This is a genomic window from uncultured Campylobacter sp. (genome assembly GCF_963517995.1).
Classification (GTDB): domain Bacteria; phylum Campylobacterota; class Campylobacteria; order Campylobacterales; family Campylobacteraceae; genus Campylobacter_A.
The window spans coordinates 1-14,968 of sequence record NZ_CAUQHQ010000053.1 but is presented as its reverse complement, the minus strand read 5'-3'; the positions used below and the strand labels follow the sequence as shown (position 1 = coordinate 14,968).

Here is a 14,968-nt window from a genome sequence, read left to right as displayed (position 1 = left end):
ATTTACGCCCGTTAGCTTTTGGATAGTGTCGATCGTGTAGAAAAAGTCGTTTTGCATGCCGGCCTTTTCTATGCCGATGCGCGCCGGGTCAAACGTGAGATAAATTTCGATAATTTGCAAGCTTCGCTCAAAAGGCGTAAAGTATCCGCTCGTGATGTCGATAATAAAGAGCCTATTTTGCCTATCTATCGCAAAGGTAACATAGGCGGTCTGGTCTCTGCCTTTGCCGCTTGATATGTCGGCCACGGTATAAATTTGACACTCTTTTAGCCAAATTTTCTCTCCGCCCTCCAGCTCAATTTTGTTTGCTCGTCTGATTTTTAGCTCTTGCTTATTTACCCCGTCGGTTACCGTAACGGTGGTAAACGGTTCATTTGCTCTGTATTCCACGCCCTTAAAATACCTGAAATATTCGCGCTTAAATATGGCCTTTTGCGGGTCGATCGCGGCACACATATACTCTTGATAAAATTCATTTGCCAGCCCTTTTGAGACTAGGGTACTTTGTATCTTTTTGATTTTTTCCATCGGGAAGCGAGACGGCCATGAACTTACGCCGTTTCTGATGATAGGGATTTTTATGTAAACCCAGTCTTGTTTGGCATCCATTTCCTCGGTGTTGTTTACGATGTTGTTTAGGATGCTGTCTTCGTGCAGTATAGTACCTAGTATTACGGCTTTGCCGCGCGTAGGGTGTAGAGTAGGGAGCAAGTCGGCATAAAACCAGCTGCGAAGCTTTTGGCGGTTAGCGTTTGAATCGATAGGGTATCTACCGACTTTACTCTCCAGGTCGTCTATGATTAGTAGCGTAGGGCGCATGTTGTCGATATTCATACCGCGAGGATCTTGCCCGGCCGAGAGAGAGACGACGTAGCATTTTTTCTCTATACTTTTGCCGCTTTCATCCTTCATGCCTTGATTTATAATAACCTCGATAAACCCTTTATTCCAAGCCTTACCGCGGGCTATGGCGTAACCTTTAGCAGCCGCTTTGTCGATACTGCCTTTGATGGCCTCCAAAAACGCCGTAGCCTTGTCTTCGTTGGCCGAAACGATCATGATAAAAGGCTCGGCGGCGAAATAAAGGCGGCTTAATACGTAAATTTTATTTAGTAGGGTGGTCTTGCCGGCGCCGCGAAAAACTGCCACGGCCTTGTATTGTCCGTCGCCGTCGATAAAGCGGATAATTTCGAGGTGAAATTTAGGCGTCTTGTTTTCAAAAATTTCAGGTTCAACGTCTTTAGCAAATTTGAGATATAGCTCAGGAGATAGGTTCATATAGCGTCCTTTTTTGCTTAAAAAGGTAGCATAAAAACTTCCTAAAAAAAGCAAAAAATTATATAGCAAAATATTAAGAATATTTTAGAATATACTTAAATATATCTTAAAAAAATGTGCCAAAAGTGTGCCAAAAGGAGTATATATTCTTATGTATTTTATGTATATTTTTGAATTAATATTTTTTTGCGATACCGACGCAATGCCGATTTTCAGCCTATTTGTAGGCAACATTTATGTCTTTTTGTTATATTTTCTTTTTAACATCGCCTTAACGCTTTTTTGTATATAATCGCGCATTTTAAATTAAATAAAGCGAGAAAAATGAAGAAATTTATCAAATTTATCGTCATAGCAGCTATTTTGGCGGGTGCGGGCTATTATTTTTACGATAAGAATAACGTTCCACAGGGCGATCAGTTTATTACCTCAAAAGCCGTTCGAGGCGAGCTGGTTAAAAGCATCGAAAGTAACGGCGAGATCTACGCTACCGAGCTAATCGACGTGGGCGCGCAGGTGGGCGGCCAGATCAAAAAGCTCTACGTCAAACTCGGCGACGTCGTAAAAGCCGGCGATATGATAGCAGAAATCGACTCCGCGACTCAGCAAAACAACGTAGATACTAAAAAAGCCCAGCTCGGGATTTACGAAGCGAAGTTAAATTCAGCCAAAGTCGCGCTTGATATCTCAAAGACCAAATTTAAGCGCGAGCAAGAGCTTTTTGCTAAAAACGCAACCTCAAAAGAGGAGTTTGAAAACGCCAAAAATACCTTAGCCGCAAACGAAGCCTCGCTAAAAGAGATCGAGGCGCAAGTCGCGCAGGCCAAAATCTCTCTAAATACCGCTCAGATAGACCTTGGCTACACTAAAATCACGGCTCCAAAAGACGGCGTCGTGGTCTCCGTGCAGGTAGAGGAGGGGCAAACCGTAAACTCAAACCAAACTACGCCCACTATCGTAAATATCGCCGATCTAAGCAAAGTGCTGCTAAAAATGGAGATCGCCGAGGGCGACATAACTAAAATCAAAGTCGGCTCAAAAGTCGAATACTCGATACTCTCCGAGCCGAATCGTAAATTTCATGCTCAGATAAGCTCGATAGATCCCGGTCTAACCACGCTAAGTAACGGCAAATACAAAACCACCTCACGCTCGGGCTCTACTACCTCAAGCTCTAGCAGCTCGGCGATCTACTACTACGCTAAGGCCGTGGTAGATAATCCTGACGGCACACTAAGGATCGGTATGACTACGCAAAACACAGTCATCCTAGATAGCGCTAAAGACGCCGTCATAGTGCCCTCAATAGCGGTCAAAAACGAAGAGGGCAAAAGCGTAGTCTACGTGCTAAAAAGAGACAAAAACGGGCTAGAAACAGCGGAGCGAAGAGAGGTGCAAACGGGACTAATCGATAGCCTAAAAACTCAAATTTTAAGCGGAGTAGAGGAGGGCGAGGAGGTCGTAACGAAGCAAAATTCGGCGGCTGAAATCAGCGAAATGCTCGAAAAAGAAAAAAGAAGAATGAAGTTCTAAGGCTAAGTCTTGAAAAATTTGATAGAACTTAAAAATTTAAGCAAGAAATTTAAACTCGGCGATAACGTATTTGACGCGCTAAAAGACGTAAATTTAACCATAAAAAAGGGCGAGTTTATCGCTATCATCGGTCAAAGCGGCTCGGGAAAATCTACGCTCATGAACATCCTTGGCTGCCTAGACAACCCAAGCGGCGGGCAGTATCTGCTAGAAGAGCGCGACATATCTAAATTTGAAGGCGACGAGCTAGCGCGTCTGCGCAGAGAAAAATTCGGCTTTATATTTCAGCGCTATAACCTTCTATCTACTCTAACTACGCTGCAAAACGTGGCTTTGCCTAGCGTGTATGCGGGTGTTTCTAAAAAAGAGCGCGAGAAAAAGGCCGGCGAGCTTTTAGAAGGTCTGGGACTTGGCGAAAAGCTGCAAAATTTGCCTAGTAAACTTAGCGGCGGACAGCAGCAGCGAGTCTCGATCGCTAGGGCGCTTATTAACGGCGGCGAGATCATCCTAGCGGACGAGCCCACGGGCGCGCTAGATAGCAAAAGCGGCCTCATGGTGATGGAAATTTTAACGAATTTGCACAAACAAGGCCACACTATCATAATCGTCACGCACGACCCAAATATCGCCGCATACGCAAACCGCGTCATCGAGATAAAAGACGGTAAAATTTTGAGCGATACGGTAAAAAGCGAGGAAATTTTCGCCTCCGAAAAACAGGCGCCAAAGCAAAAAAATATCTTTAGCTTTTACAAAGATCAGTTTATCGAGAGCTTTAAAATGTCGATAAATGCGATCCTTAGCCACAAACTGCGCTCGGCGCTAACGATGCTTGGCATCATCATCGGCATCACCTCGGTCATCTGCGTCGTGGCACTTGGGCAGGGCTCGCAGGAGCAGATCCTCTCAGATATCCGCGGTATTGGTACAAACACGATCGATATCCTAAACGGCAAGGGTTTTGGCGATATGCGCTCGGAACGGGTGAAAAATTTGACCGTTAGCGACGCGGCAATGCTATCTAAGCAAGACTATCTAGATAGCGTCACGCCAAACGCCTCCGCTAGCGGCACGCTCACTTACGGCAACAAATCAGCCTCGGCTACGATCAGGGGTGGCAGCGAGGAGAGCCTAAACGTCATGGGCTACAAGGTAGAGGCCGGGCGGGTATTTACCGCCCAAGAGGTCGCAGAGTCGGCGTCGGTTATCGTGATAGATCAGCCAACTAGGGAGCAGTTTTTCGCAAACGAAGATCCGTTAGGCAAGACCGTGCTTTTTAACAAACGCCCCTTTAAAATCATCGGCGTAGTGGCAAAAAACGACAATATGTTCGCAGACTCCAGCACTCTGCGTACGTTTTCTACCTATACCGCGGTCATAAACAAACTAACCGGCGATAGGCACCTGTCATCTATCACGGTTAAGGTAAAAGATAACGTAAACGCGCAAATCGCCGAGCAGAGTTTAACTGAAATTTTAACCGCAAAGCACGGCAAAAAGGACTTTTTTACCAGAAACTCCGACACGATCAAAAAAACGATCGAGGAGACTACTAGAACCATGACGCTACTGATCTCTTGTATCGCCTTTATCTCGCTGCTAGTGGGCGGCATCGGCGTGATGAATATCATGCTAGTTTCCGTAACCGAGCGCACCAAAGAGATCGGCATCAGGATGGCGATCGGCGCGCGTCAAGGAAATATCCTCGAGCAGTTTTTGATCGAGGCGGTGCTACTGTGTCTCATCGGTGGACTCATCGGCGTTGGGACGGCCTTTGGCATCGGCTATCTAGCGGAAAATTTCGCGCCCGGCGTCAAGATGATATTTTCGCAGACTTCTATCGTGGTAGCACTCGTCGTTTCTAGCGCGATAGGCGTGATATTTGGCTACATGCCAGCTCGCAGCGCCTCAAAGCTAAATCCGATCGACGCTCTAACAAGGGAATAAAATGAAAAAAATCTCCATAATCCTAGCCGCCTTTTTGCTCGGCGGCTGCGCTGTAACGCAGATAAACGAAAACTACGAGCAAATTTTGTTAAAAGAGGACGCAAGCGCCGATATAAAAATAAACCGCGAGTGGTGGACGGGCTACGGCGAAGCGCGCCTAAACGAGCTAATCGGCCTTGCGCTAAAAAATAATATCGATCTGGCAAAATCAGCTATCGCGGTAAATAAAGCCTTAGCTCAAGCAGGCGTCTTGCAGGCCGATCTCGTGCCTAGCTTTAACGCAAATTTGGGTGCGCAAACGGATAAAAATATAAAAACTGGCGACAGCTGGAGCGAGAGCTACAAAAGCGGCATATCGCTAAGCTACGAGATCGATCTGTGGCGCAAGCTCGCAAACTCCGCAGACGCCGCCATGTGGGAGGCAAATGCGACTAAATACGACCTAGAGGCCGCCAGACTCGCGCTTATTAACTCCGTCGCGGACGCGTATTTTGAAGCGAAATATCAAAAAGAGAGCATAAATCTATACGAAAAAACGCTAAAAAACTACGAAGAGCTAGAAGCTATCGTAAAGGCTAAATTTGAGCTGGGCAAAGAAGAGGAGCTAAGCCTAAAGCAAGTAAAAAGCTCGGTAATCTCGGCTAAAAATAGAATTTTAAACGCAAGCAAGAGCCTTGATGCGGCGGAAAAAACGCTAAGAAATCTGCTAAACGTTAGGTCAGAGTTTGAGTTAAATTTGAGCGGAAATTTAAGCGATATCCAGCCGCAGGGTGTAAATTTAAACGTGCCGCTTTACGTTATAGGTGCGCGTCCAGACCTGCAAGCCGCGATCTCGCGCATCAAAGAGGCGCTTTTAGGTGTCAAGGTTAGCCAAAAAAACTTCTACCCAAGCATCACGGTAGGAGCTGGTCTTAGCGGTAGCGGAGATAGCGCAAGCGAAGGGCTTAAGCTAAATTTCTTAAGCGGAAATATCGCGATAAATTTGCCGTTTTTAAACTACTCTAAGCTTAAATCAAAGCTAAAAATTTCCGAGCTTGAGTTTGAAACGATGAAGCTAAACTACGCGCAGACGCTAACTACCGCGCTAAACGAGATCGACGCCGGCTATAAAAATCTGCAAAAAGACGAGGCGGTTTTGCAAAATTTAAACGAAAATTTGCGAAATTTAAGCTCTATCAGCGACATATACAAACTCAAATACGACTACGGCAAAACGGAGCTAAAAAACTATCTGGAGGCGCAAAATTCGCTGCTTGAAGGCAGGATCAGCCTGCTAGCTCAAAAATATAAAATTTTGCAAGACGAAATCGGTATCTATAAAGCGACGGCTGGAAAAGCGGAGTAAATTTGACTACGCCGCGCGCCTGATTTGCGGTTTTTTGGGGCGCGTTAAATTTGCGGCGAATTTGGCGGCTAGTTAAATTTAGCTAGCCGTAAATGGCCTTGCAAATTTACTCGCGCCGTTTGCCTAGAAAATAAAACAGCCCCGCTAGCGTCGCAAAAAGAGCAAGCATAGATCCGGCGACGATCACCGTGCCGTTTTGAAAGCCGTTTAAAAACATCCCGTTCGTATTCATCCCGAAAAATCCCGTGATAAAATTTAGCGGCAAAAATAGCGCCGAAAGTAGCGTCAGGATGTAGATGTTTCGGTTGATTTTGTCGTTTTTTAGGCTTTGTATGTGCGCGTAGATATCGTCTATCCTGGCGGCGTTTTCGCAGGCTGCGTTTTTTAGCACGCCGGCTTCGTAGACGTAGTTTTTGAGCTGTTTTTTAAGCTCGGGTCTTTCGTTTTGACAGATCGCCAGAGCCTCGTAAAAGTGCGAAATTTTGTTTTGAAATTTGCGTATTTCATATTTTAAAATCGCGTGCTTTTTGATAAATTTAGTAAAATCCCTCTTGCCCGCGTAAATTTTCTCGTAGCTTTCAAGCTGGGCGGAGTGCTCGGCGATCTTGGCGCGAAACTCGCTCGTTATCTTTTTTACTACGCGGATAAACTCCTCCGCACCGCTCTGGCTGCCGTCCTGTGCGTAAATTTTGTCGTCTTTAAAGATAAATTTATAGTTTTGTTCGCTGCCGTCCGTCACGAGATAGACGTACTCGCACTCCTCGCCGTAGAAGTATCCCGAGATATCGCGCTCGCTCATCGTTTTGCCTTATATGCTCGGCGCGTCTTTACCGCGCGCGGCGTAGAAATTTCGCCTAAATTTTTCAAATTCGCCCGCCGTTATCGCTTCTCTCATCTGACGCATCAAATTTAGGTAATAGTGCAAGTTATGTAGGCTTGCCAAACGGAAAAACGTCAGCTCGCCCGCGCGGTATAGGTGGCTAAGATAGGCGCGCGAGTAGTTGCGGCACGCGTAGCAGTCGCACTCTGGATCTATCGGAGTGCGGTCTGTGGCAAATTTTGCGGACTTGATATTTATCTTACCGAAACTCGTAAATAGCGTGCCGTTGCGAGCGTTTCGCGTCGGCATCACGCAGTCAAACATATCCACGCCGCGAGCCACGTTTTCTACTAGGTCTTCAGGAGTGCCTACGCCCATGAGATATCGCGGACGCGCCGCGTCGATATAGGGCATCACGGCCTGCACGGTATCATACATCTCCTGGTTGCTCTCGCCTACGCTAAGACCTCCGATGGCAAGGCCGTCAAAGGGCATCTCACACAGAGCCTCGGCGCAAAATATACGTGCCGCCTCGTCAGTGCCGCCTTGGATTATGCCGAATATATTTTGCGTGAGGCCTTCGCCTTTACTTTGCTTAAATTTATGATAATCTACCGCCTCGCGCGCCCATTTTATCGTGCGTTTTATGCTTAGCTCCACGCGCTTTTTTTCAGCCGGAAGCGCTACTAGATCGTCAAGGATCATCATGATGTCGGAGTTTAGGTCGTACTGGGTGTCTAGCACCGAGCGTGGCGTGAAATAGTGCGCGCTGCCGTCGATGTGGCTTTTAAATTTGATACCGTTTTCATCGGGTTTTGAGATTTTGCTTAGCGAAAAGGCCTGAAAGCCACCGCTATCGGTTAAAAACGAGCGGTTAAATTTAGTAAAGCCGTGCAGACCGCCGAGCTGCTTTACGACCTTGCTGCCTGGGCGCAAGTAGAGGTGATAGGTGTTGCCTAGGATGATTTGGGCGTCTAAAATCTGCATCATATCCACGGCGTCTAGGCTCTTTACGGCGCCTACGGTACCAACTGGCATAAACACGGGCGTTTTGATCGTCGAGTGAGCGGTCGTTAGCGTGCCCGCGCGCGCCGCGCCGTCCGTTTTATCTATACTAAAAGTCATTTTGATATAATAGTCCCTTTAAATTTGGAGTTTTAATGAAAAATATCTTGATAGTTGCGGACGGCATTGTAGCTAAATATTTCTTAGAAAGACTATTCGTAGCGCGAAATAACGCTCATCACTACACGGTTATCGCTATGGACGAGGAGATTTTGGGAGGGGAAAATTTAGAAAATTTTACCTTTTACCGCTTCGATCCGACGAGTTTTGACCGTCTTAAGCAGGTAGTCAGCGGCTATTTTAGCCAGTTTATGATAATGCAAAAAGACGGCTTTGAGACGGTTAGCGTCTATAACAATCTGCGTCAAATCAGTAAAAAAACGGAAATTTTGATGCTTGATCTTTGGGGGCTAGGCGGGTTGGAGGACGACTCGCACCTGACGGTTTTAGACGGGCGAGGCATCGTGACGGCTAGACTCATGGATTATTTGCCAGATATCCCCGTAGTAGCCGATAACGTGGGGCTTGGACAAGGCGAAATAATGGAAGTCAAAGTACCCGTAGGAAGCTCGTTTATGTACCGTCATATCAGCTCCATAACGCAAAAAAAATGGCGTATCGCGATGGTTTATAGGGGCTCAAATTTCATGATCGCAAAGCCAAATTTAATGATCCTGCCAAACGACGTTTTACTCATAGTAGGCGAGCCTAGCGTGCTTTTAAGCGTATTTAGAAGCGTGAAAAAAGAAACGGGGCAGTTTCCAAGCCCATTTGGACATAACACTTATCTGTTTTTAGATATGCGCGCTATGGGCGAAGAGGCTTGTTTGCGGCTGCTAGAACAGAGCCTAAAACTGCACGAGAAGCTAAATAGCAAACGCCTCTACGTCAAGGTCGTAAATCCGACGTTAAATTTAGCCTACGAGAAGCTAAAATCGGTCGGAGACGAGAGGGTTGCGGTAACGTTTGATTTTTTCGGTCGCGGCGTAGAACAGATAAAAAACGACGTATTTAAAAACGACGTCGGGTTAATAGTAACCGATAATAAATTTTTCTCGGCTCATAAAAGGATGCTTTTTGAGCTTAAAAGGCCGGTAGCGACTATCGGCCGAGGCGACGCGGACGAGATAAAAAAAGGCGTGATACTAAGTAGCGGTTTTGGCGACGAGATAGAAAACCAATCAGCCGTCATCATGGACTGCTGCGCGCAGCTAGATACGCAAATCTCGCTATATCACTTCGGCACGCTTAGCGGCGGCGAGGGCGCGGAGGAGCATTTTGATAGCCTTTCTAAAATTTTCGGACGCAAGGTCGAGATAGTCGAGGATAGAAATATAAATCCTATTTTAAAGCTAAAAAACGAGCAAAATTTACTTCAGTTCGTGCCTTTTAGCAAAAAAATAAGCAGACCCGATCCGTTTGCGGCGTTTTCAAACGACATGAACCGTTTGTACTCGCGCCTTAGCGATAATTATCAAATTTTTATACCGATAAATTAGGCTATTTTGGATAAAATAAAAGCGGAGAATAAGATGAAAATAGATATAAAATTTGACGGCAAGCCAGGCTACGGCGTCTATATAAACGAGCTAAATGAGCTTAAATTCGGCGCTAAAGTCGCAATCGTAACCAACGCGAAGGTAGGCGGGCTTTATCTGCAAAATTTACTCTCGCGCATAGATTGTCCGCAAAAATTTATCATCAGCGTCCCAGACGGCGAAGAGTATAAAAATATGCAAACTATCGAGACGATTTTAGAGCAGCTTTTCGTTAGCCGCCTCGACCGAAGTAGCGTGATCATCGCGCTTGGCGGCGGAGTGGTGAGCGATATGGCGGGCTTTGCGGCGAGCATTTTTGAGCGCGGGATCAAATTTATAAATATCCCGACTACTCTGCTAGCCCAAGTAGACGCTAGCGTGGGCGGAAAGACGGGCGTAAATAATAAATTCGGCAAAAATCTAATCGGCTCGTTTTATCAACCTAGCGCCGTTTACTGTGAAACTTGGTTTTTAAAGACGCTTGAAAAGCGCGAATTTGCAGCAGGCCTTGCAGAGGCCGTAAAGATGGCCGTAACCTTTGACGAAAAACTATTTTCGTGGATGGAGGATGCAAATTTGACGGATGAGGCGAATTTGCAAAATTTGATCTACCGCTGCGTGCAGATAAAAGCCGCCGCCGTAGAGGCCGACGAGCGCGAAAAAGGCGTGCGTGCGGTGCTAAACTACGGCCACACCTTCGCTCACGTGATAGAAAACGAAACGAACTATAAAAAATATCTACACGGCGAGGCGGTGGCGATCGGTATGAATATGGCTAACGCGCTAGCGGTGAAGCTCGGCCTTATGAGCGAGGAGCAAAAGGCGCGCGTGGCGGAGCTTTTAGTTAAATTCGGCCTGCCGATAAGCTACAAGGTGCCAAATGCAAGCAGCTTTTACGAGGCGTTTTCCCTTGATAAAAAGGCGGAAAACTCAGCGATCAAATTTATCCTGCCGCGAGGTATCGGCGCATACGAGATACGAAAAGACGTGCCGCGCGAGCTCGTGATGGACGTTTTAAGAGAGTTTGAATGAGAAAAATTTTATTTATTTTAATTGTCGCGGCGGCGGTTTGGGCGGTAGACGATATCCCCGACGACTACGGCGCAAAAGACGCTCAACTAGCCGAGCTAAAAAGCTCGCTAGATACCATAGAGTCCAAGCTATCCGATAACGTTTGGGCGACTCGCTACTCAAACTACAACACCTATCAAAAGCTAAGCGCAGAGCTAGAAGAAACGGAAGCCGCGATAAAAAAACAGGCCAAAAATACGGAAAAAGTGCTCGAGCTGCAAAAAAAGCAAAGCACGCTAAAAGAGCAGATCGAGCTTTTAAAGGAGTTTCAAAAAGCTCCGTTTTCCAGCATGATAACGGCTCCAGAGATTGAAATTTTACAAAAGATAACCAATCCCGTCGCGGTAATCCCCGGTTTTTCGTACATCAAGCAGCTTAAAAGCGAAAAAGACGAATACAAAAACAGATTGGAAGGGCTTGCTAAAACCGCGGACGAGCTGGGCAAAAAAGAGCGAATTTTATCTCAAATCGTAAAGCTAAGCGACGAAGCGCAGTTTTTAGACGAGCTAAACGAGACCAGGCAGGAGCTTACCGAATTTAATGCGGCGGCCGATATCGCAAAGACTACTTACGGCGTATACGAAAAGCGAGTAAACGAGGCGATAAATCGTACGAGCGAGGATATAAAAGCGCAGATGAAAAAGGCGCTTGACATCGTTATTTTTATAATCGCTTCGGTAGCGCTTTCGTTTTTGTTTAAATTTATCATTAAAAAAACGATCACGGATAACGAGCGCCTCTACACGGCGAATAAATTTATAAATCTCGTAAATATCACGCTAATCGTCGTGATTTTGCTTTTTGCCTATATAGAAAACGTAACCTATCTAGTCACTGTGCTAGGCTTTGCGTCTGCGGGTATCGCGATTGCTATGAAAGATATGTTTATGAGTATGCTTGGCTGGACGGTCATCGTTTTTGGCGGTAGTTTTCACGTCGGCGACCGCATAAAGGTACGCAAAGACGGAGAGGACGTCGTAGGCGATATCATAGATATCTCGCTGCTTAGGATGACTATTTACGAGGACGTCACGATAGTTACTGTAAACTCAAACCGCAGGGCTGGGCGAATTATATTCGTGCCCAATAACTATATCTTCACCGATCTAATCGCAAACTACTCGCACCACAGTATGAAGACCGTCTGGGACGGTATAGACGTGGTTTTCAGCTTTGAGTCAAATCACAAAAAAGCCGCTCACATCATCAAAGATATCGCGCGAAAGTACTCAAAAGGCTACACGGAAATCGCCAAAAAACAAATGAGCAAGCTGCGAAATCAATACAGCATCAAAAATCCAAACGTCGAGCCGCGCGTATTTACCTTTATCGAGCCTTACGGCGTGAAAATTTCGGTCTGGTATATGGCAAATACCTTTGCTACGCTATCTTTGCGAAGTACGATAAGCGCGGAGATCATGGAGGCTATAGCTAGCCACGACGACATCGTGATAGCCTATCCTACGCAGACTATTTACATGGATAGACGCGTAAAAGCCGGCGAGTCAAAGCCGATAGGCGAAGGCGGCGAGGAAATATGAAATCAAGCTCAAATTTGACCCCGCAAGAGCCGCGCCGAGAAAAGGTGTTTTTTAAAACCTTCGGCTGCCGCACGAACATCTACGACACCGAGCTGATGAAAAGCTACGTCAAAGACTACGATATCGTTAGCGACGAAAACGAAGCCGACATCGTAGTGGTAAACTCCTGCACGGTCACAAACTCCGCAGATAGCGGCGCGCGCAGCTACATAAACGGTATAAAAAAGCGAGGCGCTAGAGTGATACTAACGGGCTGCGGCGCTGTGAGCAAGGGCAAGGAGCTGTTTAACAAAAGCGCGGTTTTTGGCGTGATAGGCGCGAGTAAAAAAGAAGATATAAATGCGCTGCTAAAGTCTCAAGATCCGTTTTTCGAGCTGGGAAATTTAAAAAGTATCGACAAAAATATCGTAACGAACTACGAAAATCACACCAAAGCCTTTATCAAGATCCAAGAGGGCTGCGACTTTGCCTGCAGTTACTGCATCATCCCCGCCGTTCGCGGCAAGGCGCGCAGTATGGACGAGGAAGCGATCTTGCGCGAGGCTAAAATTTTAGCCTATAACGGCTATAACGAGCTGGTGCTAACGGGTACAAACATCGGCAGCTACGGCAAGGATACGGGTTCAAGCCTAGGGCGACTGCTAGGCAGGCTCGGTAAAATAGGCGGCATAAAGCGCATAAGGCTAGGCAGCATAGAGCCTAGCCAAATAGACGAGAGCTTTCGCGAGATTTTAAAAGAGAGCTGGCTGGAGCGGCATCTGCATATCGCGCTTCAGCATACGAGCGAGGCGATGCTACGCATCATGAGGCGGCGAAATCAGGCTTTTAGGGATTTGGAGCTGTTTTTGGAGCTTAGCCAGATGGGCTTTGCGCTAGGAACCGACTATATCGTGGGGCATCCCGGCGAGAGCAAGGAGATATGGAGCGAGGCACTAGAAAATTTTAAAAAATTTCCGCTCACGCATTTGCACTGCTTTGCGTATTCGCCGCGAACCGGCACGCACTCGGCGGATATGAAGATGGACGTTAGCGGCGACGTGGCGAAGGCTAGGCTTAAAATTTTAAAGCAAATCGTAGCGGAAAATAATTTTAAATTTAGGCAAGAGTACGCCAAAAAAGGCGGGAGCCTAAACGTTTTAGTCGAACAGCTAAACGGCGAATTTTACGAGGGATTCGATCAATTTTACAACAAAGTAAAAATCAAAACGGATAAGCAAATTTTAAAAGAGTGGGCGGTTATAGATAAATTTGAAGTAAAAAGCGAGGGAGATTATGCGCAAATTTAAGCTAAATAAACAAAAGATAATCCTCATCCTAACAGTACTTTTAGCGGTCTTGCTAGCTATCGCCGTCGGCAGAAGCCAACCCAAAAACATAATGTATGAAAGCTACGAAAAGCTACTAGAGGGCGGTATGATCGAGAGCGCGACGATAGACGGCGGCCAGATCGAGCTAACGACCAAGGGAGGGCGTAAATACCTCATCGTAAAAGGATGAAATTTTGGCCGTTTTAGCGCTACTTGTTATCTGTTTTGCGGGGCTTGCGGTTTATGCGAGGTTTAAAAAGCAAAAAATCGCCGCTCAAAACGAGAATCAAAAAGCAAACGTCTATGAGTATGAAAATATCTCGGCTAGCTCCGTGCAGCCTGCTATCTCAAACGTCAAATTTGACGATGTAGCGGGCATAAAAGACGTCAAATTTGAGCTAAGCGAAATAGTGGATTTTCTAAAAGATCCCGTAAAATATAAAAAATTCGGCATCAAAATGCCAAAAGGCGTGCTGATGGTCGGGCCTCCCGGCGTGGGTAAAACGCTAGTGGCAAAGGCCGTCGCGGGCGAGGCGGGAGTGCCATTTTTTTACCAAAGCGGCGCGAGTTTCGTACAAATTTACGTCGGTATGGGCGCAAAACGCGTGCATGAGCTGTTTTTAAAGGCTAAAGCGTATGCGCCCTCTATCATATTTATCGACGAGATCGACGCCGTTGGCAAGGTGCGCGGCGGCAACCGAAATGACGAGCGCGAGGCTACGCTAAATCAGCTGCTTACCGAGATGGACGGCTTTGAGGATAACTCGGGCGTCATAGTTATCGCCGCGACCAACCGAATCGAGATGATAGACGAGGCGCTGTTGCGCTCGGGGCGATTTGATAGACGAATTTTTCTTTCGATGCCTGATTTTAGCGATAGGGCCGAGATTTTAAAATCCTATCTAAAAGACAAAAACACGAGCGTAGATGCGCAGGACGTAGCGCGTATTAGCGTCGGCTTTAGCGGAGCGGCGCTTTCTACGCTGGTAAACGAAGCTGCGATAAATGCGCTAAGACGCGGCGGCGAGATAATTGAATTTAGCGATTTTGAAAGCGTTTTAAACAAAGTCCTGCTCGGCAAAAAGAGGATTTTAAGCTACAACGACGAGGAAAAGCGCATTCAGGCGCTCTATCAGGGCGCAAAGGCTTTGGCGGCGTATTGGTTTGGGATAGAATTTGAAAAAATTTCGCTCGTCGAGGAGCAGTTTATGCGCCCCGAGCGAGAGATAGAGTCGCGCTCGCAGATGTTTGCTCGCATCAAGGTCTGTTTGGCGGGTATGAGCGCGCTAAAGATGATTAAAGACGATACCTTTTCAAACTCGGGCGCCGACATCCAAAAAGCCCGCGAGATCGCGCAAAATATGGTCTTTGAGTACGGTATGGGGCGCGCTTTGATACCAAATGCGGCGGATGCCGAGGAGCTACTACAAGAGGCATACGCCGAGGTCGGGACGTTTTTAGCGGGGATGAAAACGCAGCTAGAGCGTATCAGCGAGCATATCGAGATTTTTGAGAGTATCGAT

Annotated in this window: 10 protein-coding genes and 1 pseudogene; 8 read left to right on the top strand and 3 right to left on the bottom strand. The window is 46.6% G+C overall.

The genetic code is table 11. The annotated features are described in order from the left end of the window. A partial coding sequence (locus RYL88_RS06830) for a hypothetical protein (protein ID WP_314990022.1) occupies positions 1 to 1,278 on the bottom strand: 1,278 nt, incomplete at its 3' end. Between the two features lie 324 nt (positions 1,279 to 1,602). Here RYL88_RS06830 and RYL88_RS06825 point away from each other — a divergent pair. From RYL88_RS06825 to RYL88_RS06815, 3 genes are read left to right on the top strand one after another with little or no spacing between them, the layout of a single operon-like run. After that, the gene (locus RYL88_RS06825) at positions 1,603 to 2,811 is read left to right on the top strand and encodes an efflux RND transporter periplasmic adaptor subunit (RefSeq protein WP_314990020.1); all 1,209 of its coding nucleotides are present in this window, start codon (positions 1,603 to 1,605) and stop codon (positions 2,809 to 2,811) included. A gap of 18 nt (positions 2,812 to 2,829) precedes the next feature. Further along, positions 2,830 to 4,758, top strand: coding sequence for a MacB family efflux pump subunit (locus RYL88_RS06820; protein WP_314990024.1), 1,929 nt, complete (start codon positions 2,830 to 2,832; stop codon positions 4,756 to 4,758). Position 4,759: 1 nt separating this feature from the next. Next, entirely contained in the window at positions 4,760 to 6,103 is a 1,344-nt protein-coding gene (locus tag RYL88_RS06815; protein ID WP_314990018.1) for a TolC family protein, read from the top strand. Positions 6,104 to 6,209: 106 nt separating this feature from the next. On the opposite strand, the gene RYL88_RS06810 is transcribed toward RYL88_RS06815, so the two are convergent. Together RYL88_RS06810 and tgt are read right to left on the bottom strand one after the other, a co-directional pair. Next, on the bottom strand, positions 6,210 to 6,902 hold the full coding sequence (locus RYL88_RS06810) for a CorA family divalent cation transporter (RefSeq protein WP_314990016.1): 693 nt from the start codon (positions 6,900 to 6,902) through the stop codon (positions 6,210 to 6,212). 9 nt (positions 6,903 to 6,911) lie between these two features. Then, positions 6,912 to 8,048 (bottom strand): tRNA guanosine(34) transglycosylase Tgt, encoded by a 1,137-nt coding sequence (tgt, locus tag RYL88_RS06805; protein ID WP_314990014.1) that lies wholly within the window; start codon positions 8,046 to 8,048, stop codon positions 6,912 to 6,914. 35 nt (positions 8,049 to 8,083) lie between these two features. Here tgt and RYL88_RS06800 point away from each other — a divergent pair, with 35 nt between their 5' ends. The 5 genes and pseudogenes from RYL88_RS06800 to RYL88_RS06780 form a co-directional block, all read left to right on the top strand. Continuing rightward, positions 8,084 to 9,487, top strand: coding sequence for a TrkA C-terminal domain-containing protein (locus RYL88_RS06800; RefSeq protein WP_314990012.1), 1,404 nt, complete (start codon positions 8,084 to 8,086; stop codon positions 9,485 to 9,487). Positions 9,488 to 9,520: 33 nt separating this feature from the next. Continuing rightward, entirely contained in the window at positions 9,521 to 10,558 is a 1,038-nt protein-coding gene (gene aroB, locus RYL88_RS06795) for a 3-dehydroquinate synthase (RefSeq protein WP_314990010.1), read from the top strand. After that, a complete protein-coding gene (locus RYL88_RS06790; RefSeq protein WP_314990008.1) occupies positions 10,555 to 12,138 on the top strand; it encodes a mechanosensitive ion channel domain-containing protein in 1,584 nt (527 codons plus the stop codon). Before aroB ends, RYL88_RS06790 begins: the two co-directional genes overlap by 4 nt. Further along, positions 12,135 to 13,424 carry a tRNA (N(6)-L-threonylcarbamoyladenosine(37)-C(2))-methylthiotransferase MtaB gene (mtaB, locus tag RYL88_RS06785; protein WP_314990006.1) on the top strand — a complete coding sequence of 430 codons (1,290 nt, stop codon included), beginning with the start codon at positions 12,135 to 12,137 and terminating at the stop codon, positions 13,422 to 13,424. The genes RYL88_RS06790 and mtaB overlap by 4 nt, the downstream gene beginning before the upstream one ends. Further along, positions 13,411 to 14,968, top strand: a pseudogene (locus RYL88_RS06780) (ATP-dependent metallopeptidase FtsH/Yme1/Tma family protein); the annotation flags it as partial. The gene mtaB and the pseudogene RYL88_RS06780, both read left to right, overlap by 14 nt.